This is a genomic window from Rhodococcus sp. SBT000017, assembly GCF_003688915.1.
GTDB lineage: Bacteria > Actinomycetota > Actinomycetes > Mycobacteriales > Mycobacteriaceae > Rhodococcoides.
The window spans coordinates 44,771-66,386 of record NZ_REFU01000001.1 but is presented as its reverse complement, the minus strand read 5'-3'; the positions used below and the strand labels follow the sequence as shown (position 1 = coordinate 66,386).

General features: G+C 57.9%; 14 protein-coding genes and 1 tRNA gene. 5 read left to right on the top strand and 10 right to left on the bottom strand.

The window, feature by feature from the left end:
* Positions 1–172: 172 nt before the first annotated feature.
* The 6 genes from AYK61_RS00250 to AYK61_RS00225 all read right to left on the bottom strand — a co-directional run bounded on the left by AYK61_RS00250 (position 173) and on the right by AYK61_RS00225 (position 10,573).
* Entirely contained in the window at positions 173–1,657 is a 1,485-nt protein-coding gene (locus AYK61_RS00250; protein ID WP_259468147.1) for a GMC family oxidoreductase, read from the bottom strand.
* 68 nt (positions 1,658–1,725) lie between these two features.
* Entirely contained in the window at positions 1,726–3,138 is a 1,413-nt protein-coding gene (locus tag AYK61_RS00245) for an NAD(P)/FAD-dependent oxidoreductase (RefSeq protein ID WP_121869376.1), read from the bottom strand.
* Positions 3,139–3,165: 27 nt separating this feature from the next.
* Complete coding sequence (locus AYK61_RS00240) at positions 3,166–4,320, bottom strand: acyl-CoA dehydrogenase family protein (RefSeq protein ID WP_121869375.1); 1,155 nt, start codon at positions 4,318–4,320, stop codon at positions 3,166–3,168.
* 16 nt (positions 4,321–4,336) lie between these two features.
* Positions 4,337–5,548: a cytochrome P450 gene (locus AYK61_RS00235; protein WP_259467878.1), complete on the bottom strand. Its 1,212-nt coding sequence runs from the start codon at positions 5,546–5,548 to the stop codon at positions 4,337–4,339.
* A gap of 20 nt (positions 5,549–5,568) precedes the next feature.
* On the bottom strand, positions 5,569–7,125 hold the full coding sequence (locus AYK61_RS00230) for an aspartate aminotransferase family protein (protein WP_183130108.1): 1,557 nt from the start codon (positions 7,123–7,125) through the stop codon (positions 5,569–5,571).
* A gap of 223 nt (positions 7,126–7,348) precedes the next feature.
* Positions 7,349–10,573: a BTAD domain-containing putative transcriptional regulator gene (locus AYK61_RS00225; protein WP_121872290.1), complete on the bottom strand. Its 3,225-nt coding sequence runs from the start codon at positions 10,571–10,573 to the stop codon at positions 7,349–7,351.
* A 185-nt stretch (positions 10,574–10,758) separates the two neighbouring features.
* On the opposite strand from AYK61_RS00225, the gene AYK61_RS00220 reads away from it, so the two are divergent.
* From AYK61_RS00220 to AYK61_RS00200, 4 genes are all read left to right on the top strand, one after another.
* On the top strand, positions 10,759–11,658 hold the full coding sequence (locus tag AYK61_RS00220; protein ID WP_121872289.1) for an NAD(P)-dependent oxidoreductase: 900 nt from the start codon (positions 10,759–10,761) through the stop codon (positions 11,656–11,658).
* Positions 11,659–11,686: 28 nt separating this feature from the next.
* A complete protein-coding gene (locus tag AYK61_RS00215; protein ID WP_183130107.1) occupies positions 11,687–13,228 on the top strand; it encodes an MFS transporter in 1,542 nt (513 codons plus the stop codon).
* 105 nt (positions 13,229–13,333) lie between these two features.
* Positions 13,334–15,373 (top strand): AfsR/SARP family transcriptional regulator, encoded by a 2,040-nt coding sequence (locus AYK61_RS00210; RefSeq protein ID WP_121869373.1) that lies wholly within the window; start codon positions 13,334–13,336, stop codon positions 15,371–15,373.
* 811 nt (positions 15,374–16,184) lie between these two features.
* The gene (locus AYK61_RS00200; RefSeq protein WP_183130106.1) at positions 16,185–17,315 is read left to right on the top strand and encodes a tyrosine-type recombinase/integrase; all 1,131 of its coding nucleotides are present in this window, start codon (positions 16,185–16,187) and stop codon (positions 17,313–17,315) included.
* 320 nt (positions 17,316–17,635) lie between these two features.
* Here the strand turns inward: AYK61_RS00200 and AYK61_RS00195 are convergent.
* Positions 17,636–17,709: transfer RNA gene (locus AYK61_RS00195), tRNA-Lys, on the bottom strand.
* A gap of 93 nt (positions 17,710–17,802) precedes the next feature.
* Entirely contained in the window at positions 17,803–18,024 is a 222-nt protein-coding gene (locus AYK61_RS00190) for a DUF3618 domain-containing protein (protein ID WP_032375974.1), read from the bottom strand.
* A 77-nt stretch (positions 18,025–18,101) separates the two neighbouring features.
* Between AYK61_RS00190 and bcp the strand changes: the two genes are divergently transcribed.
* A complete protein-coding gene (bcp, locus tag AYK61_RS00185; protein WP_121869371.1) occupies positions 18,102–18,575 on the top strand; it encodes a thioredoxin-dependent thiol peroxidase in 474 nt (157 codons plus the stop codon).
* Positions 18,576–18,578: 3 nt separating this feature from the next.
* Here bcp and AYK61_RS00180 read toward each other — a convergent pair whose 3' ends face one another.
* Both AYK61_RS00180 and AYK61_RS00175 read right to left on the bottom strand, forming a co-directional pair.
* Complete coding sequence (locus AYK61_RS00180) at positions 18,579–19,943, bottom strand: dipeptidase (protein WP_121869370.1); 1,365 nt, start codon at positions 19,941–19,943, stop codon at positions 18,579–18,581.
* A gap of 74 nt (positions 19,944–20,017) precedes the next feature.
* Positions 20,018–21,391, bottom strand: a complete 1,374-nt coding sequence (locus AYK61_RS00175; RefSeq protein WP_147458282.1) for a hypothetical protein — start codon at positions 21,389–21,391, stop codon at positions 20,018–20,020.
* Positions 21,392–21,616: the final 225 nt, after the last annotated feature.

Below are 21,616 nucleotides of genomic sequence, written 5' to 3'. Positions count from 1 at the left end.
CAACTTGTCTCACCTTTTCCGTAAGCAACCAATTTAATTCATCACATATCCAACAATACGTGCCCGAACCAACGCGGCCCGAAGCTACTGGCCTCGCCACAGCTCCAATGCAGGCTGCGCGGACAAAGCGGCTCTGACGAATTGCAATGGGCACCGCAGGAGAAACGCCTTCTTACGCCCTGATTAAATCGGCGGCCCGTTCCGCGATCATAACTGCGTGTGCATGTGTGTGCCCGCGGGGAGCCGAAGGAATCACTGATGCATCGACTACGCGCATTTTAGTCGTACCGTAGACCCGGAGCTGGTCATCGACAACCGAACCGATCGCGCACGAACCGATGGGGTGGAACACTGTGCTCGCACGATCACGAATGTAATCAATTACAGAATCGTCCGATGGCCAGGGATCGACCGGTCCGTCGTGCTTGTCGCCCAGCGCATCCAAGATCTTCTTTGCAACTTTCAATCCGGCGAGGTAAGCACTGACATCAGCCGGCGCAGTTAAGTATCGCGGATCAATGTACGGTCGCGAATTTGGATCGCTGGATGCGAGCGATATGATCCCCCGACTTTCAGGGCGCAAGAGAACTACGCCCAACGTGTAGCCGGGAATCGTCAAACCTGCACTATCAAACGCTATGGGTGACCAGATCAATTCCAAATCCGGAGGACCGTCACCGCCGTCCGCTCGCAAGAATGCAACACCCTCACCGATATTTGATGTCAGAGGACCCATCCGCTTTTGCTCATAGCGCTCACGAGAGACCCCCAGAAACCGAGTCGCTGCCGCGGCGTTAACTGCCAAGTCTAGAATCGTGTGATCCTGCAGCATAAGTCCTACCGGAAGATCCACCAGCGGTTCAATTCCGACTGCTTGCAGCTGTTTTGCAGGTCCGATACCCGAAAGCATCAACAGATGGGGCGAGCCAACAGATCCGGCAGACAGCACGACTTCGCGCCTAGCCGCTACCTCAAAGTCCTCGAGACGAACCCCGGTTGCCGTCGAACCATCGAAGAGCACGCACTGCGCCGTCTGACTGCTGAGCACTGTCAGGTTTGGACGACCGAGGACAGGTTTGAGATAGCCGTCAGCTGAACTCCATCGTGCACCGTAATGTTGAGTCACTGGCGTCAGTGCGCACCCCACGTTGTGTATCGCCCCCAAACCGCCACTTGGGCGATGGATCCCAATCGACTCGCATGCCTCTAGAAACAGATGAGTGCTCGGGTCCGGGTCTCGTTGAGGAGAGATCCACAGAGGACCGCGCGTCCCGAACGCGCGACCTTCCTGCACCGGACCCGACCACCGTTCGGCACGGCGAAAATATGGTGCCACTTTCTCGGCGCTCCAATTTTCCGGCCAACTATCGAAGTCCGCTGGGTGGCCGGGAACCCACATCTGGAAGTTGATGGAAGAAGAGCCCCCTATCACCCGGCCTCTGGGCCACGAAACAGCGCGGCCACCCAAGCCGGATTGAGGCTCTGTGACATAATCCCAATCAACCTCGGAACCGAGCAGCTCCAGCGCGCTCAGAGGAACCGTGATGTCCGGATGGCTATCGGCACCGCCGGCTTCCACGAGCGCAACACTGACCCTTGGGTCTTCGGACAACCGTGCTGCCAGCACACAGCCTGAGGAACCAGCCCCCACTATCACATAGTCGAACGTTCGCGCCTTATTCACGAGATTTCCGATCTAAGCCTTTGAGGTCGTCGATTCGCGGTTCAGGAAACTAGTTGAGATACCTGGCCCGAAGCTACTAGTCCGGATTCCATGGCCCCTTCGACGTAGCCGCTCCAACCGGACGCAATATCACTGGTAGCAAAAAATATGCGGCCTTGAGGTTGCTGGATTTCTGGAAACAACTTTGTCAGCTGTCCAGGTTGTCTGAATGACCATCCGCCCAACGAGAAAGCGTCAGACCCCCAATCTTGTCCTCTAGCTGCAAATACTCGGGCGTTCGGTACTACCAGTTGCAGTGCCTGTTGGATCTGTCCGGCGTTGTTGACATCGAGACGAGGGTCGCTGCTGAACGCAGTCATGAGCCAACCACGACTAGTCCGTTTGTGCGGAACTAGCGTATCGATCGGGTAGCCCTCGGGTGTATGAACGTAGGTGTTGCCGATTGTGTCCGACATGTGCAGACACATCTTCTTCGCGGGTGTGACACCCACAGTTTCGAGAGAGGCTTGACGCTTTGCCGGCGAAAGCCCAGGACTGAACTCAATGTGCCGCCAATTATTGACTGGGACCGCCAGCACTACTGAACTCGCAGAGTGAGATGCTCCGCCCCGGGTGCGGACAATTACTCGACGCCCGTCGTCGACTATGGACTTGACTGGCGACGAGAGTCTGATTTCGGCACCGGACTCCTCGAATATAGTTCGCGCTAGCCTACTCATGCCGCCAATTGGTCGGAAAGTATTAATTCCATAGTACTGTTCCGCATTATAGTTGCAGAGTGCCCACCAATGCAGGAACTGCGTGTACGCAGCGCGGTTCGATCCGCCACCTAAGCCACCAGTTGCACCGCTGAGCCACCGTTCGTCCAGTACAGACAATCTCATGGAATCCAGGTGCTCCCGGACGCTCCGATTATCCGATTCGCGAAGTACTCCCGAAGCCGCGAGCGGATTGTACGCGTCCGGAAACAGCTCAAGTGCTTGGTCAGCAAAGCGAGTCAACAGCTCGCCCTGGCGCCCGAACGACTCGGCGGGTGCAATTGGGGCGAACCCGCTTTCGGTCGGAAAAATCGTATTTTCGGCTGCCGGGTCTGCTATAAAGCCAATACGTTTAGATTCAATTTCGCTCCATACATTTTCCTGCAAACGATCTACCCATGTGCCCCCCAATTCAATCTCTTCACCCTCAAAACTGGATGTCCACGCACGACCACCGATCCGGTCCCGCGCTTCGAGTACAAGAACTTTGAGACCCATGCGTCTGAGAGCACGTGCAGAGGTTACGCCCGCAAAACCGGCACCAACAACTATTGTGTCGTATGCAGGTCGAGTACTGTTCGGCGCAGCAGCAGCGACCCCAGGAGCGAACAGGCTACCCGTGACTGCGCCCGCTACAGCTGCCTTAAGCAGGCTACGTCTGGTAATACTGTGTTCGCGCACTATTGGTTCATTCATCGTTTCGCGTCCCGGGCTGGATTCGGTCTACAGAAAGGAAGATTGCGGGTCGAGCCCTACCAGTACACGCCCGTGGACCTCCAGGCTCATGTCCGGAGACATCAGACCGTGAGTACTCAGACCAAGCAGGTCGCGGTGGTAGCGTTGAAATGCCGAAAGCTTGCTTAGCGCAGATGCACCGGCGATCGTCTGAAGAAGCTCAATTGCCTCCTTTACCAAAAGAATGGCCATTCCTGCTTGGCCGCGAACAGCTGCCTTTTCTTCCCACGTTGGGTGCTTCCCTTCGTCGGCCCGGCACTGAAGGAGTTCGACGTATGACGCTGAAAGTGTCTCCGCCGCAGAGATCTTGTTTGCAGCCAATGCGACCTTGTGTTGCGTCAATGGGTGTTCTCGCTGCTCGGTCCATACGGTGTAGGCGAGGCTTTTGCCAGGCAGACGGGTGAGGAATACTTCCAGTGCGCCTTTAGCCATACCAATATAGGCCGCGACGGACTCCGCCACTACGTAGCTGATAAGACTGTACCCGCGGCCTGGCGCTGTTGGCGTCCGAGTCGGTTCCCCGTACAACAGCGCCTGCTCAGCGGTAACTACGCGGTGTGAAGGCACAAACACGTCCGTCGCGGTTGTGGTCGAACTCCCGGTGCCAGATGCGGCAGAAACATGCCAATCGTCAGCGATGGTGAGCTGGTCCATGGGAACCATAGCGAACACCTCATCTTCCGTACCATCAGAACGCTCGACTATGGCAGCCACCAGATCCCAGTGCGCCCCTCTGCAGCCTGTGTTGAATCGCCAAGAACCATTTAGTTGATAGCCGCCCGGTACGGGCTTTGCACTTGCAGTAGGTGTAAATCCCCCCGACACGCGCACCGACCCGCCGGCGAAAATCTCCTCCTGCGCTGCGTCGGAGTACAACGTCGTCATCCAAGCACTTGACACCCACGAAACTGAAACCCAGGATGTAGACCCACAGCCGCGTGCAATCTCCGTCAGTACGTCGATTTGTTCGGACAGCGGCAGATCAAGACCACCAAAACGTTTGGGGACAGACATAGAAAAAACTCCAGCCTGATCCAACATGTCGATATTTCGTTGAGGTATCCACCGGGACTCGTCGGCCTCGAAACCGTTTTTGCGCAGTTCAGGCACCAGTTCGCGGACGGAATTCAGTACAGCACTCATGAGATTTCCACTCTTTCTATGTAAGGAGGACAGGCAATGTTGCATGGCCATTGGAAATAAACGATCCCAACGGTTGCAGTGCGGGCACAGGTACCGCCAGCTGCATCTTCGGGAACCTCTCGAATAGAGCTGATAGACCGACCGTTGCCTCCATCCTCGCCAGAGGTGCCCCGAGACAATGATGCACACCGTGGCCAAACGCGAGATGATCACGTGGATTCGGTCTAGTCGGATCAAACTGCGTTGCCGTCGTCCCGTGCACCTTGCTGTCGCGCCCACCGGCTCCGAATGAAATTACAATTGGGTCACCTTCATTGATGAAGGTTCCTTCTCCGACCTCAATACCTGACACGGCGTATCGAAGCGGTAGATTCGGAAATGGCGCTTCCAAACGGAGTGACTCTTCAATAACATTTTCCCATGACTGCGCTCCGGACGTTACGGCTTTGCGGTGTGTTGCGTGCGTCAAAAGCAGGGTGATGGTCTGATCGAGCAGATTTACAGTAGTCTCGTGACCTGCCGTGAACATCAGCAGCACAGTATCTACCAACTCGCGCTCATTGAGGACTCCATCCACATCGTCATGGGCTTGTATCAACGCGGTTGTCACGTCGTCACCCGGTTCCTTCCGTTTCATCGATATCAGATAACGGAGATGCTCATATAGCTCTAACTCATTGACTTTAACTTGCGCAGAGGAAGCCGATGTGTCCATAATTTTATGCACTGTTCGCAGCAATGGATCTCGTAGAATGTCTGGAATGCCCAGTAGCTCGGAAATTACTTGTACCGGCAGTGGATACGCAAAGCGCTCGCGAATGTCGACGACTTCACCGTGGGGTACCGCCGCGAGGGTACCCAATAGGTCCTCAACGATTGCTTCCACACGTGGGCGCATGTCTCGTGTACGTCGAGCAGTGAAAGCCTTACTCACTAACTTACGCAATCGCGTGTGCTCGGCACCGTAGGCGGTAATCATGTTTCGATCAGCCACCCACATCGCGAGCGACCAGGTCTGCGCTAATTCACTGTCCCCGTTACCCCACGCTGGCCAATGCTGGTAGGTGTCGCGTGAGACGCGATCATCGGTGAGCAGCTTCTTTGTCAAAGCGTAGTCGGTAACCCACCATGCGATGACACCTCCAGGGAGCTCGACTTGTACCGCGGGTCCGAGTGCGCGTAGACGTTCAGCCTCACAATGGATGTCTCTTCCGGAGGTATCGATCACGGGACAGTGTCTGGGCCCACTCATGCGAACCTACTAGCATCCTGCGCGCGTAAAATGTCGCATACATCGCGAAATCCAACGTCTACCTGCGCAATCTCATCCTGACTAAGAAATATCGACGGCTCAAAACGTAAAGTGTCCAGATTGGAAGCCGTCGAAAAGATTCGAATTTTATGTTTACGTAGAAGGTGTCCGCCAATGACAAATGGTAGCGCCTCGAAGCGAACAGATTCGCGTATTTCTGCCGATTCTGAGCTACTTTGATCGCGTAGCTCGAATCCTAGAATTAGACCTTCTCCGCGGACGTCCTTCACGACGTCTGGGTAATCATCTTTTATTTTCAGAAACATCGACTTTGCTTCTAGCCCGCGTTCCGCAGCCATCTTGTAGGCCTTGCCCCCGTCTGCTTCCAACATCTGAAGAAACTTCAACGCAATCCTGCTGGAAAAACCATCTCGGCCAAAGGTGGAGGTATGCATCAACTCGAATTCTTTGCGGTACCGGTTCTCATTTACCAGGACGACACCGAGCTTTGCGATACCACCACCCAAGGCTTTGGCGAGGATTATGTAATCCGGCCGAAGGTCGATATGAGTACCTGCCAAGAACGTGCCAGATCTGCCCATCCCGGATTGAATTTCATCCGACACGAGTGGCACTCCAGTTCGGTCGCAAGCCAGACGTACTGCGCGCGCCAGTTCTTCCGATATTGGAAAAATGCCAGCCTCGCCCAGAATCGGTTCAATTAAGAACGCCGCAAATACCGGGAACGCTCGCTCTACAACGGCCAACTCACCGTCCTGTACGACGAGATCCAGAAGCGAAGCTCGTTCCTCCTCGAGTATTTTGTCGATAACCTCAGGCTGGCTCCGTGGGACGAACCTCGCTTGTGCAGCTAGCGCTTTGAACGGGCCACGAAATTCTTCATTGAAAGTGAGCTGGACGCTGCTGACGAGCTTTCCATGAAAGCCGCCCTCTAATGCGAGAAATAGCGGTGGCCTCAGCTCTGTCTCCAAGTTTCGGCGCTGGAGCTCACTAACCAGACTTTCCAGGTTCGCGTCAACGTCGAGCCTTTCGGCAGCTGCAGTAATGTCAGCACCGTTCATGACAGCTCGGCGTGCAACCTCGACGTTGTTATCGATTCCAGTTTTGAGATCTTTTATCCGCATTCCGCGGTCCAGTTCGGCATGTTTGATCGTAATCTCGACCGCCTCAGCGCCTGAGTTCCCGAACAAGCAAAAATACTTTTCGTCCGTTCGCAATTCGCGTCGAACTATATCGTTTAGCTTTTCAGCCAAGTTGGTTGCGTAAGAGTATCCGGAGAATTGGGCATGAATGGGAGTTTGTTGATCAAGAAGCCATTTCGCGTGCTCGACCAGCACTGGGTTGTTGTGTCCGAACATTAGTGACCCAAAACCGCTCGCAGCGTCGAAGACCCCGACGTGCGTTCCGTCATCAGCAAGGTAGTAGAGCGTATTGCCCTCTGCCCGAACATATTTCAATGCGAGACCGAACTCTGACAACACTTCGACGAGGTAGGAGTCGGCGTACTCGGCGTCAGCGGGATAGTTGCTCATTATCAATCTCCGGTTGATGTTGATCTTGGGTCGTCATCACGCCTATGAGATCGACGTGCAGAATCTTTGTACCCCAGAGCATGACCCGCGCCGGTCACCAGAAGTCCTTCTCACCTCCGTGATTGGTCAATGAACGAGCAGTTACCCCGGACTCAGCGCTGATGGATTGGTTGGCACTAGCGTATGAACACGGGTTCCGTGGCTGCACTCTCCTTGCTATTGCTCAGTCGACGACGAGCGACGTGACCGCAGCGGCCTCGAGACCACGACCTCGTATGACGATCTCGTCGAACATCGTGCCCATTGCTGTGGTGCCCCGCTTTAAGGCCCGTTCTACATCGCTGCGTTCGGCCTGCGACAGAGGTGCACCGGACGCCTCCCGAACCGACTCGGCGTGTCCAAGCAGCAGTGCTGCACGCTTATGCTCACCAATCCTGGAGTATGTGCACGCAACACCTTCGACTGCCAAGGCCACCGCGCGAGAATCTCCAGTTGAACGGGCAATGTCATAGCCCTCCCTGTGCGCGATTAGAGCACTATCGATGTCGCCCCGCATCTCCGCAATGAAGCCAAGCTCTGCCAGGATCAGGGCTACCCCGTGCCCTCCCTCTACTTGCCGGCACCACTCCAACCACCGAAGCAGATGGACCTCGGCAGCCGAGAGGCGTCCCTGTCGCCGTTCCGCCATGCCAAGTCCGATCTCGGCGAACTGCTCGCCAAATGTGTATCCCTGTTCTGCAGCCAATCTCATCGAACGCTCGTGTAACTCACGTGCTTGTGTGTAGTCCCCATGGAGCAGGGAGATCCGGCCCAGCCCCGACAGCTTGTTGGAAACTTCGTTCCACAACCCCAATGTCTCAGCTATGCGCAAGCCCTGGCGGTGTAGTTGTGCCGAACTTTGGTAGTCCCCGTGCACCTCAGCCAATGCAGCCAATGCGTCGGTAGCCTGCAACTGGCCCCATCCATCACCTAAATCGACAAAAAGGCGAAGACTCTCCTCGCCGCGTCGACGAACCGTGTCAAGATCGCCGCGCAAGACCCCGAAGGCGGCCAGGGCGGCGAGCGCTGCAGCCGTTCCCCAGGAATAATCTTGGGCTCGGAACTCAACTAGAGCATCTTCTACACATTCTTCGGCGCTTCTCTGTTCGCCATAGCCGACTCGCACGAATCCCAGGAACCATCGGATCGTTGCTCTCCGAATTGGATCGCAGATTCGGTCTGGCAATTGACCGTATTGGTCGAGCGGATGAATTGTCTTACCCGCACGCAGCGCGAAACCTACCTGCCACGCCCTAGCCTCGCATTCCCTCGAACTTGCCTCGAAACCATCGGGGCCGGTGGCTACCGCTAATGCCATTTCGAATCCTCGGTTAGCTTCGTCTAGTCGACCGCTCAAGAACCAATGCCAAGCAAGCGCGTTGACAATGCGAAACGCCAGTTCTGTTTCATCGCGCGAAGCTGCGGCCGTCTCGAGCGCGGAACTAAAGTTTCCCGACTCAGTATTGGTTTGCTCAAGCCAACGACGCTGGCTCGGTCCTCGCAATTTCGGAGCTGTAGCTTCGGCGAGGTCCGCATAGTAACGAGCGTGCTTTATGCGTATGTCTGGCTCTTCACCGGAATCGCTGAGGCGCTCTTCAGCGTATGCGTGGACAGACTCCAACAATCGGAATCTTCGCACCCCCGCGACATCTATAACACTAACCAAGGAGCGGTCGACCAGACGGGAAATGAGATCGGGTACATCCTGTCGCTCAATCACTCCTCCAGAACAGACATCTTCCGCGGCGGTCAGCAGACACCCGCCGCTGAAGACTGCTAGACGTTCCAGAACAATCTGTTCGTGGTTTGTCAGAAGATCCCACGACCAATCGATCGCTGCACGCAAGGTTTGCTGGCGGACGGGCGCACCGCGTGACCCCATCGTCAACAATGAAAATCGGTGCCCAAGGCGTGCGGCCACCTCATTCACCCCCAGCGTTCGGACGCGGGTGGCCGCTAACTCAAGCGCGAACGGGAGTCCGTCCAGACGTCGGCAGATTTCGGCAACCGAAGTCCGAGTGTGCTCGTCAAGGACGAATCCTGGTGCGACCTCCGAAGTACGGGCTACGAACAATTCGGCTGCGCTGGAACCTTCGATAGATCGCGTGTTGGCTGGGATGGTGAGTGCGGGAACCGTCCATAGTCGTTCACCAGGGACGCCCAGCGGTTCTCGACTCGTTGCCAGGATACGTAAACCAGGCGCAGCCCTCAGCAAGAGGTCACTTACATAGGCCACCTGCTCAACAACGTGTTCACAATTGTCGAAAATCAGCAGGGTATGTTTGGTGCGTAACGACTCGGCCAAACGCTCGACCTGCGTGACCCTCCCTTCTCCCGCAGCCACCCCATCGCGTACGCCCAGTACAGATGCAATCGAATTTGCAACGATCGAGTATCCGCCCAGCTTCGGCTGGTTGCTCAATGTAGATAACTCAACCAGCCAGACACCGTCCGGATAGTCCTCGTCGATGGAGGAACCGACTTCGAGCGCCAGTCGAGTCTTACCTACTCCACCGACGCCATGCAGCGTAACCAAGCGGCTGGCCTCGATGAGGGCCTTTACTTGCACAGTCGCCGAGTCCCGACCAATCAGTGCGCCTACGGATGCAGGCAAGTTCGTGACTTGACGCGCCGCTGTAGTAATTGGGCTGTGACGTGGCGAGAGATCCGGGTCGCGTGACAGGACCGCCTGACGTAACGAGATCAGTTCCGCGCTCGGCTCAAGGCCTAGCTCCTCATCAAGCCGACCACGTAATCCGTCGAAGGCAGCGAGTGCTTCGCTTTGTCTTCCAGACGCGTAAAGAGCCCGTATGTACGCGGCGCACAGCCGCTCTCGAAAGGGATGCCGAGCCAGCAAGTCGCCGAGCTCACCCACCAGGAGCTGATGCTCACCCAAAGAAAGCATCGCGTCTGCCTTGTCTTCGAGGGCCGTGAGGCGCCTCTCCTCGAGCCGTGTGATGATCGGACCCGCAAAGTCTGTGTGGGCGAAGTCAGCCAAAGCCGGACCCCGCCACTCCGCGAGAGCGTCCCCGAGAATCCGCACCTGGAGTCGAACATTATTGCTCGACTGAGCCTTGATTAGTTGCTCCTCAAACCTGCGAAAATCGACATCGCCGTCGTCGACCTCTAGGGAGTAGCCGTGAGAATTAGACAGGATCAAGCTTCCCGCCGTTGGTTCGGCCTCGTCCAGCACCTTCCGCAACTGCCAAATTTTGGTGTGTAGTGCACCGAGCGGGTTGCCAGGAGGAGACTCCCCCCACAGCGTGTCGATGAGCCGATCCGACGAGACCGTACGGCCTTCTCCCGTGAGCATCACCGCCAGCAACATCCGGACCTTCTTCCCCGGCAGCGCCACAGCTTGATCGTCGCGCGTTTGAATTACGAGAGGTCCAAGCACGCCGAATCGCACAAATCTCACCTTATTCTTGGCGACCCAGGTGCGAATCGCATGCACCACTGACTTGAGCCAAGGTGCCGAGAGTGTTTTGAGAGGAGTCCAAGAGGTCTACCGACGAGACTAACAGTGGTAGCAGAAATGTCGGTGGGTCGACAGAACGACCCCTCCGGCGAAACAACGGGATGGAGATTAAGACAATGGGTCAGGAACACCGCGCACCTGTGACGGTTATCGGCTTGGGATCGATGGGTTCAGCGATCGCACAGTCATTTTTGGACAAGGGACATTCGACGACAGTTTGGAACCGTTCGCCCCAACGAGCCGATCAGCTCGTCGCACAAGGTGCCGTTCTTGCCACCACGGTTTCCGAGGCCGTCGCGGCCAGCGATCTGGTCATCATCTGCGTGCTCGACTACCGCGCCATGCACGAGATCCTCAGTTCGACGGGACCAGCATCACCCGGTCGTGCGATCGTCAACTTGACGTCCGGCACACCGGACGAGGCGAGAGAGACTGCCCGCTGGGCCCGGGAACGAGGCAGCGACTACCTCGATGGCGCAATCATGGCAACACCGTCCATGATCGGCTCAGAACACACACTCATTTTCTACGGCGGACCGAAGTCGATCTACGACACTCACGGTGCCACCCTTTCTTCGATCGCAGGTGCGAGCACCTACCTGAGCGAAGACGCTGGCTTGCCGTCGTTGTACGACGTGTCCTTGCTGGGGATGATGTGGACCACCTGGACCGGCTTCATGCACTCGGTTGCCCTGATCGGAACAGAGAATGTAACCGCATCCGCGTTCCTGCCCTACGCAGAGATGTGGTTTGAGCATGTGATCTCACCAGAGGTAGCAAACATTGCACGCCAAGTCGACGAAGGACAGTACACCGACGATGACTCGACCTTGGGCATGCAAATCGCAGCGATCGACCACCTGGTTGATGCGAGCCAGGCGCAGGGTGTGGATAGCGCACTACCTGAGCTCCTTAAGCGTCGTGCGGCCGAAGCCATTGAACGCGGTTACGCAGGTGATGGCTTCACGGCCCTTTACGAGGTGCTTCGGAAACCCACCGCCGATCGGTCGATCTAGAAACCAGCCACCGACCAGAGGAGTAGGAATGGCCGACACAGCTGACCGAGCAGGGATCAAAGAATGGCTCGGACTTGCAGTACTAGCGTTGCCAACGCTGGTACTGGCGATCGACGCGACCGTCCTGTACCTCGCATTACCGCAATTGGGCGCGGACTTGCGCCCCTCGGGTGCCGAGACTCTCTGGATTGTTGACATCTACGGCTTCATGATTGCCGGCTTTCTCATAACGATGGGTAGCGTCGGTGACCGAGTTGGACGACGAAAACTCCTAATGACCGGCGCAGTCGCATTCGGCGCGGCATCAGTCTTGGCTGCCTACGCCAGCGAACCAGCTGTACTCATTGCAGCCCGAGCCCTTCTAGGCATCGCTGGAGCTACTTTGATGCCTTCTACACTGTCGCTCATTAGCAACATGTTCCACGATCCCACGCAACGAGGATTTGCGATCGCCATCTGGGCTTCCTGCTTCTCCGCAGGGGTTGCATTAGGACCATTAATTGGCGGTCTTCTACTGCAATACTTCTGGTGGGGTTCGGTCTTTCTACTTGCGGTTCCTGTGATGCTACTGCTACTGGTGTCCTCGCCGTTCTTATTGCCCGACTCGCGAGATCCGCAGCCTGGCGAGATAGACTTCCTCAGCGTGTTGCTATCCCTAGCGGCCATTCTCCCGATCGTTTTCGGTTTTAAATTGATTGCCGCTGAGGGATTCGGAACCGTCAGTTCGGCCTCTATCATCGGCGGCCTGATATGTGGCGCAGTTTTTATACATCGGCAGCTAACACTCGCGAACCCACTGCTCGATGTCAGACTTTTCAGTCGACCAGCCTTCTTAGGAACTCTGCTTGCCTTACTTATCGGGCTTGCAGCGGTGGGGGTGACCTACATGTTCGTCACCCAGTATTTACAAATGGTCGAGAACAACTCTCCGCTGAGGTCAGGACTATGGCTTCTTCCCTCTGCGGTTGCAATGATCGCATCCTCGATGATTGCCCAGCGCTTGGTCCAAAGATTTGAGGCCGGACAGCTCGTCGCCGGCGCCCTTATCGTATCGGCCGCCGGTTATGCGCTGCTTGGATTCGTAGATGGCCCGGGAGATCTCACGCTCGTCGTCATCAGCCTCGTCGTCGTTTACACCGGCATCGGACCGCTCATGGCTCTAGGCACAAATCTCGTGGTCAGCGCTGCTCCCCCACGACGCGCAGGCTCCGCTGCCGCCATGTCCGAGACTGCAATGGAGTTGGGCCTGGCGCTCGGAATCGCTGTGCTTGGCAGCGTCGGAATGGCTGTCTACAGATCGCAGCTCCCCAGCGGTATACCAGCCGAATCCTCCGCCTCTCTCGCAAACGCCTTGGCAGTATTGGGAGACAACGAAGCGTTACTCCAGGCGTCGAAATATGCGTTCACGTCAGGTCTGAGCATAGTCGGTTGGATAAGCGCAGCCGCTACCGCGGCAATCTCTCTAGCGCTACTTGCACTCTCCCGCCGATCGGGCAGTAGCCCCAATCCTGAATTGAAGGCTGCCATGGACTCCAGTAGCGCAAGAAAGAGCCCCGAGCCATCAAACTGATCTAAAACTTCTGACCTTATTCACACGGGGACGCGCTTTCAATTTTCTTTCGTAGCCAGAAGCACTACCGACTTACAGTCATAATCAAAACTGAGGGAAGTCAAAGTGGAATTTCGACTACTCGGACCATTGGAAGTAATATGCAACGGTCGGCCGATAGCACTAGGCGGAATCAAGCAGCGAGCGACGCTGGGATTCCTTCTGCTGAATGCCAATCAAGTGGTCCCTACCAGCCAGCTGGTGGCAGCGCTATGGCCGACCGAAGACCCCCCTGCTTCGGCCCGAAAGATGCTACAAAACGCTGTCTGGAGTCTAAGACGATCACTAGCGACAATGAAGGAAGGAGACGATATTCAACTAACCACACAAGAACCAGGATACGTGCTGAGAGTGGACCCCGAACTATTGGATCTCACTCAGTTTCAGGACCGAATAGAACGGGCTCGTGCCGCAGACTCGACACCCGAAGTGGCCGCTGGCGAACTCAGAGCCGCGCTTAGATTGTGGCGTGGAAACGCTCTGTCCGATCTGGTAGAAAGCGGAATTTCATGGCCCGAGTTATCAAGTGTCGAAAATCTCAAACTAAGTGCACTCGAAGACTATTTCGATGCTGAACTTGCTTGTGGTCGCCACCAAACAGTGTTGATCGAGCTGTCTTCGCTCGTAGAAGCTGAACCACTGCGAGAGAGATTGTGCAGTCAGTTGATGCTCGCGCTATACAGGAGCGGGCGACATGCGGACGCGTTAGCCGCTTATGGGAGGCTCCGGGTCTCCCTCGTCGACAACCTGGGATTGGAACCGGGACCGGCTTTGCAAGAGCTTCAGCAGTCAATTCTTAACCACGAGCCTACACTGGCCGCCAACAACTTGACATCCGTCAGCGCACTTCACCACACGCTCGAACACGACGCTTTGAACGCTCCGGTTCCGCCTTCGAAACATCCTTCGTCCCGGCGTGCACGTCTGACTATCGCAACTGTTCAAGTCCGTCTACCCACGGGTCCAATCAATGCCGACCCTGCCAAGAAGGACTCAACACTAGCAACGGTGAGCGAAGTGATACAGACTTGCTTCGAAGACTTCGGTGGCACGTTGGCTGCATGTGTTGGCTCAGTTTCCGTGGTGATGTTTCCCGACTGCGACCGCCAGGTCGAAAAGGCAGTGTCCGCCGCACTCACAGTGCGTGACTGGTTTGCCAACGACGTTGACTTGAAGATCTCCCTTGCTCATGGAAGCGTTCTTGTCAAATCTGATTATCGTTCTGTTTTTCCAGTTTTGCACGGCACCTTGATTGACGAGGGTCAAAAAATCTTATCTGAAGCGACAGACAACTCCGTCTTTGTTTCTGCCGGAATACGTGAAATTCTCGGCCAATCCTATAACTTTGCTGCAGACCCCACCGCCGATAGTTACGAAGTCAACAGTATCAACGCGCACATCGAAGCAGAGTATCTCGAGGAATTAAGTCTGATACAGACCCTGATGGATCGAGCCGTGAAATGGAGCAAGCCCCACATCGTTACACTACTGGGCGAGACCGAAAAGTTCGTGGAGACCTTCATTGGATCTGTAACCACCCCTCGAATCATACAAAGCAGGGTTTTGCCAGATGATGACGGCCTGGAACTGTTGGTGAGAACTATTGCCCAGCATTGCAATATTGAACCGGAGATGCTTCTGAATAACAGAGGAACCGTTGATCATTTGGGAAAAGCGAACATCTCTACAACCGATTTGAACGATGCCCTTACCTCTTGGTGCGGATATATCAGAGCAGCCGCTGCTGTTAGGCCGTTAGTTTTGGTATTACGTGACTTACATCTAGCCAAACCTGAGGTGAGGAACGCCGTCCAGTCGCTGGCAGACCCGAACTACCCATTACCATTGGTGGTTGTTGTATCTGCACACCACGACCTGCTACGGTTTAGCCCAAACTGGGGAATCGGCAACCCGCACTCGACGTCAATTAAAATCGACGACACGCCAGAGAATACCAGCAACTACTTGCGCAAAAAGGTTACCTCCACGATATCGGAATACATCAGCGATGTTCCATCAATGGGAGTACATCGTCCGGAACTTCCTCAAAGTAGCTTCTATTCCGATTTTATTGACAACCCTGACTCCATGAACGTGTCGGCCTAGCACGAGAGCGTCGCTCTGTAGGTCGAGATTCTGTTCGACGGTGGAGACCCTGGCGTACCCGTATTTGTGGCCCACGGGGGCTAACCTTGCCAGAACTCATCGTTTCGGGTGGTTTTGGCGCGCCGGGTTTAGCCTACGTGTCTGGCACGGAATTTCAGCTGGTCGAGTTTCGACGCAATGTGGTGGCCGAGGTTGTGCCAGAAACGATCTTGGTCTCAACCGGTCAGCGCATCACCTAGTTCAGCGATTGTCGCTTGCCGGCAAGTGTTTGCCTATTGCAGGCGAGATTTGTTGTCAGGTCGAGATGTTGATCGGTCATGATGGGTCGATGTTGAAACAGGCTCTCGGGTTCGCTTTGTTGGGTGCCCGAGGTGCCTCTGCTTGCTGCCGTACCCGAAGAAGAAAGACACCATCCCAGCCTAGCGATCTCCCAGCGGACGGCTCGGGACCCCGGTGCACCGTAAAGGATCGACGGCCCCCAACCTCACCCACTGGACGCGAGGGCGTGGGGCTGGCTGGGATCGAGGCTGGAGGCGAAGTGGGCGCGCACGGCGTGGCAACGCTGGTCGAGTTCGGCGGCGTTGCCCGCTTCCGCGAGTTCAACTACGCAACGGTTTGTCGAAGAGCGAATCAGCAGAGCACATCGAAACCATGCAAATGGCCTACGAGGATGCGCGCAGGCGGTCGGAGGACCTCTTTCACAAGATGACCGAACTAGGAATGGCGGTCGGAGACGAACTAGATGACTAGGGACCCCTTCAGACTTGGCGAGTGGGGTCGAATCTCGACCACGACGTCGGGTGGCGTCAGCGTGGCGCGCGTTCGCATCAGAGATCAGGACGGTAAGCGACGACTGGTCGAAGCTCGTGGAAAAACCGCAGCCGAAGCGCGGCGGAGGCTTCAGGAAAAAGTTGTCAACCGCGAACCACCCCATCCTTCTCAGCGTGCTGAACTGAGCAAGACGTCCACGATGTCGGAGCTGTTCACCTACTGGATAGCTCAGAAGGCGAAAACTGTTTCGCCGCAGACAATAACGGGCTACAGGCAAGCATGGAACGCCTACTGCGCGGCAGCTGTAGGCGAGATCTTCATCCGTGAGATGACGGCTGGGAAGGTTGACTCTTTGATCAATTCGATCGGAGAGAGGACCATGAGTGGCGCTCGGATGTCGCGGATCGTGATGTCCGGCATGCTCGGTATCGCCGTACGGTTCGACTTCCTCAGCCACAATCCAGTTCGCGATACGCCGAGACCGACCCCAAAGAAGTCCGCTGTCCGCGCGCTGACTCCCGACGAGCTCGACGAATTACGCGAACGCGTGCAGAACTACTCTCGCCACCAGACCGTCGACGAATATGGGGTCGTACGGCCGAAGCTCGGACAACGACCCGGTGCCGATCTCGAGGACATTCTTATGCTCCTGATCGCCACAGGTGCTCGCATCGGTGAGCTCTTGGCTTTGAAGTGGGACCAAGTCGATCTGGACTCGCCGATCCCGACCGTCACATTCAGCGCAACTCTTGTTGTTCCGCGAGCGGCCGGCGAACGCCTCTTCCGTCAGAACTTCCGAAAGGGTGATGCACCTCCGCTTACCGTGGTGCTTCCGCCGTTCGCAGTCACAGCACTCCGACGTAGGCACGCTATGCCAACGTTTCAGAACCCGGAGAACGCGCTGTTCGTGACGGGCACCGGCAATTGGGTGTCGCCGGCGAACGTTCGGAGATCGTGGCGCGCTGCACGCGGCGACGACTTCGACTGGGTTACTCCTCACACCCTCAGAAAGACCGTAGCCACTCTGGTAAAAGAGACTTACGGGGTCGAAGCAGCTCAGATTCAGCTGGGACACGCCAACACGAGGGTCACCGAGGCGCACTATATCCAGCGAGTGACCTTGGCTCCAGACATGAGCGACGCGCTGAACAAGTTTGCGCCCAAGGCTTAGGCATCAATGTCCGGCTGAGCCGGTCGCGTGGACAGTTGGGCCTGGCCCAATCATCGGCAATTCTGGCCAGATCTCGGCAGGCGGGACCGATCGCGCTCGCCGCCACCTGGAACCGATCTGTCCTTGAACTTTCGAGACCATAAACGGACCGCAGGCGCGAAGACGACCTCCATGGGGCGCGCGGAGCTCCTAGCAGGAACGGAGCGAGCAACTCATCACTTTGCCCTCAAAGTGATGAGTAAGTGATGAGTTGGGGCAAAACCCCGCAAAAGCAAAACACCCCGCCTCCAGCTTTACGCTGGTGACGGGGTGTTTCGGTGTGCGCCATCAGGGATTCGAACCCCGGACCCGCTGATTAAGAGTCAGCTGCTCTAACCAACTGAGCTAATGGCGCCGATCCGCACCGCGTGTTCTCTGCGGTGCGGGAGAAACATTAACAGCAGATGCCGCCAGATGTGAAATCGGCTGGTCGGAGCACCTGCATGCGTCAGTTGAAGATCCGGCGAACCACGAGAACTGCCACCACTGCGCCCACTCCGAGGAGGGTGAACTTCACTGCCGGCTCGTTGAGCTTGGCCACCACGGACTGCTTGGTGTTGGCGACGATGTTCTTGGGGCTGGCACGGACGCTCAGCTCGTCCAGGGTGCTGGCGAGCTGATTGCGAGCGGCCTCGATCTCGCGCTCGATTCGGTCGGTGTCCTTGGCCACGTGTCCTCCAACTTGTTGCAAATAGTCTCGGTCGCAGTCGAGCCTAGAGCACGACGATATTTCGATACTCTCGTGCGGTGACCGAATACAGCAAGCTCGAGCCGGGCGACACCGCTCCGGCGTTCACCCTGCCCGATGCCGACGGCAACGACGTCTCTCTCGCCGACTACGCAGGCAAGAAGGTGATCGTGTACTTCTACCCCGCCGCGAGCACCCCGGGCTGCACCAAGCAGGCCTGCGACTTTCGCGACAGTCTCGCCGAACTCAACGGCGAAGGCCTCGAAGTCATCGGCATCTCCCCCGACAAGCCCGCAAAGCTCGCCAAGTTCCGCGACAAGGAAGAGCTGACGTTCCCCCTGCTCGCCGACGAGGAGAAGACGACGTTGCAGGCGTGGGGCGCATTCGGGGAGAAGAAGAACTACGGCAAGGTCTACGAGGGCGTCATCCGCTCCACGTTCCTCGTCGACGAGGAAGGCAAGATCGAGGTGGCGCAGTACAACGTCCGCGCCACCGGCCACGTCGCCAAGCTCCGCCGCGATCTGGCTGTCTGAGGCCTAACCGTCTGACTTGGCCAATCGCTGCAGGAAAAACGCCTCGGCGACGGCCATCTTCTCGATTTCCGTCGGATCCACGCTCTCGTTGGGAGCGTGGATCCGGCACCGAGGTTCCTCGACGCCCATCAGCACGATCTCGGCCTCCGGCAACGCCTGAGCGAGCGCGTTGCACAGCGGTATCGACCCGCCCTGCCCCGCCGTCCCCATGGGATGCCCGAACGCTTCCTCCAGTGCCTCGGACAGCGCCGCGTAACCCGGCCCATCGGTCCTGGCCCGAAACGGCGACCCGATCGCCTCACGCTCGACGGTGACCCGCGCATTCCATGGCGTACGCGCCTCCAGATGAGCCACCAAAGCATCCTGAGCCCGCTGCGGATCCATCCCCGGCGGCACCCGTAAATTCAGCCGTGCCGACGCACGAGGCGAGATCGCAGCAGCCGAACCCACGACCGGTGGGCAGTCGATCCCCAGAATCGTCAGAGCAGGCCGCGCCCACACCGCCTCGGCCACCGAGCCCGAACCCGCCAGCCCGACGCCATCGAGCACGCCGGCATCGGCACGGAACTGCTCGGCGTCGTACTCGACCCCGTCCCAGGCCTGCGTTCCGTCCAGGCCGTCGACCACGGTGTCGCCCTGCTCGTTGCGCAACGTGGAGAGCACCTGCACCAACGCGGCGAGAGCATCCGGCGCGGGCCCACCGTACATGCCCGAGTGCACTTCTCCGGCAAGGGTTTCCACATGCACCACCACGTTCGCGATACCGCGGAGCGTGGTGGTGACCGTCGGCAAGCCGACCTTCGCGTTGCCGGTGTCTGCAATGACCACCATGTCTGCGAAGAACAGTTCGGGGCGCTGCTCGACAAGCGCTTCCAACCCGCCGGTGCCCATCTCTTCCGAACCCTCGCAGACGATGCGCACGCCGACGTCGAGCGACTCCCCCAGCGCCCGTAGCGCCAGCAGATGCATGATCACGTTGCCCTTGCAGTCCGCCGAACCCCGTCCGTACCAACGGCCGTCCCGTTCGGTCAGCTCGAAAGGTTCACTGTCCCAGAGTGTTCGGTCACCGGGAGGTTGAACGTCGTAGTGCGAGTACAGCAGAACGGTCGGCGCTCCCGCGCGAGCCGGCCGCGAACCGACCACCGCCAGTGAACCGTCGACCGTCTCGATCAGTTGGACGTCGGGAATCCCTGCGTCGACGAAGGCCCGTTGCACCCACTGCGCCGCACCGGTGCACTCCTCGACCGGAAACTGCCGGGGATCGTGCACAGAGGTGAACCGGACCAACTCTGCCAACTCCGATTTCGCTCGGGGCATCTGCGATGCGATTGCAGATCGAACGTCGACGGGTCGCGGATCGGCGGGCATGAATCCTCCAAACGAGAAAATGACAGACGGGCCGTAGCCAGTCTGTCATCACTCGACTCGAGAACGATTCACCGTCAGCCGCCGGAGAACTCCTGATGAATCCACTCACCGGTCTGCTGCCAGTGCCGATCCCACGCTTCCTGCTCGAGCTGTTCGGGCGACTTGCCCGGCTCCGGAACGGGAACAGGAACGGTGAACTGCGGAGGGGCCACCGTGGTCGGTGACGGTGCCGGCTGCGGGGCCGCCACAGCCTGACGCGGCGGATCCTGCGTCACCCAAGGCCGAGTGGTCGGTGCAGGCTCGACAACCGTCGATGGGTCCACCGCCGGGGGAATCGTCTCGGGCGGCGGCGCAATCGCCGGCGCAGGCGGAACCACGGCCGCAACCGGGTCGGACGTCGTCGGATCCGCCTGCCGGGTTGCCCCCACCAGATCCGCACCGGAATCGCGCCGATCGACGCTCTGCTCGGCAGTCGACTCGGAATCACCCGGCAACGTCGCAGCGACCGCGACACCTGCGGAGAGCACTCCGGCCAGCAGCACTGCGGCGAACACCAGCTTGCGCCCGGAGCCTCCCGACCGGGCCGGCTTCGTGCCGACAACCGAGGGCGCTGCAGGCACCGGAAGCGGCACTACCACCGTGTCGAGATCCGTATCCTTCGCTACCTCGACGGTCTCCTCGGGCTCGGAGTCGGCAATGTCGGCGTCGGACTGGTCGGACTCGTCGGCTGCCACGACCTCGGTGTCGGCGGCCGCGACCGGCTCCGAGTCATCGGTCGCCGCCTGCGCAGTGGCAACCACAGCCGGCTCGTCCTGGTATGCCAGCAGCGCAGCTCCTCGGGCTGCGACCTGATCCGCGTCACCCACGCGCACGACGGGAACGCCGAGCCCGAGAGACAGGATGTCCACCAGGTCTCGATTGCTCGAAGAATCGCCGAAGAGGGCCACGAACTCTGGCTTCTTTCCGGACTGATCCACCACTTCCCACGCCAGTGGGATGGTGCTGCCGATGCGCTCGGGCGACATCAATTCCAGCGCAGCGGTCTTGGCCGGGGTGATGGAGGCGTGGGCTGCGTCGGCGAGAGAGATGGAGACGCCCGTGTCGCCCATGTAGTACAGAAGGACGGTGTTCGCGTCGGCGAATTCCTTCGACGTCGCGAGCCAGCCGAGGAATGCCTCGGACGCGGACGACAGCACCGCGGGTTCGTCGCCCAGGGCGGCTGCGAACTCGGCGCGCTCGTCCTCGGTTCGATACACCACGCCCACTGCGTCCACGTGTGCGTCGAGCGTCGCCGCCTCGACGCGCATCGTCTCGATCGCCGTGGTGAGAACCGAGGCGGCGTCGGGGTCGAGCGGGGTCGTCCGATCGGCGAGTACCTCGCCTGCGGTCGGCTCGAACAGCACTGTCTGCATCGAGCCGGATTCGATCGCTATACCAATAGTTGCCATGGCAGTCTCCCTGTGCTCAGGGTGGAGGCTCCCGACCATGAACGTCATTCAGCGGTTCCGAATGACGATCACCCTGCACGGAATTTGATTCTGTTACCTAAACCATACCCGTTGACGGTTAAATTGGTCCAGATCGGTCTTGGAGTTTGTCACAGTATGAGGAACCAGCAATTGTCGTCGACCCCAGGTTTCTTCGAAACCTTCGGCTGGAACCCGCGTGTTCGA

Coding starts and splice junctions, on each gene's coding strand:
- AYK61_RS00245 (WP_121869376.1), bottom strand. CDS start 3,138: ATGAATGAACCAATAGTGCGCGAACACAGTATTACCAGACGTAGCCTG.
- AYK61_RS00220 (WP_121872289.1), top strand. CDS start 10,759: ATGGGTCAGGAACACCGCGCACCTGTGACGGTTATCGGCTTGGGATCG.
- AYK61_RS00215 (WP_183130107.1), top strand. CDS start 11,687: ATGGCCGACACAGCTGACCGAGCAGGGATCAAAGAATGGCTCGGACTT.
- AYK61_RS00240 (WP_121869375.1), bottom strand. CDS start 4,320: ATGAGTGCTGTACTGAATTCCGTCCGCGAACTGGTGCCTGAACTGCGC.
- AYK61_RS00230 (WP_183130108.1), bottom strand. CDS start 7,125: ATGAGCAACTATCCCGCTGACGCCGAGTACGCCGACTCCTACCTCGTC.
- AYK61_RS00175 (WP_147458282.1), bottom strand. CDS start 21,391: ATGGCAACTATTGGTATAGCGATCGAATCCGGCTCGATGCAGACAGTG.
- AYK61_RS00180 (WP_121869370.1), bottom strand. CDS start 19,943: ATGCCCGCCGATCCGCGACCCGTCGACGTTCGATCTGCAATCGCATCG.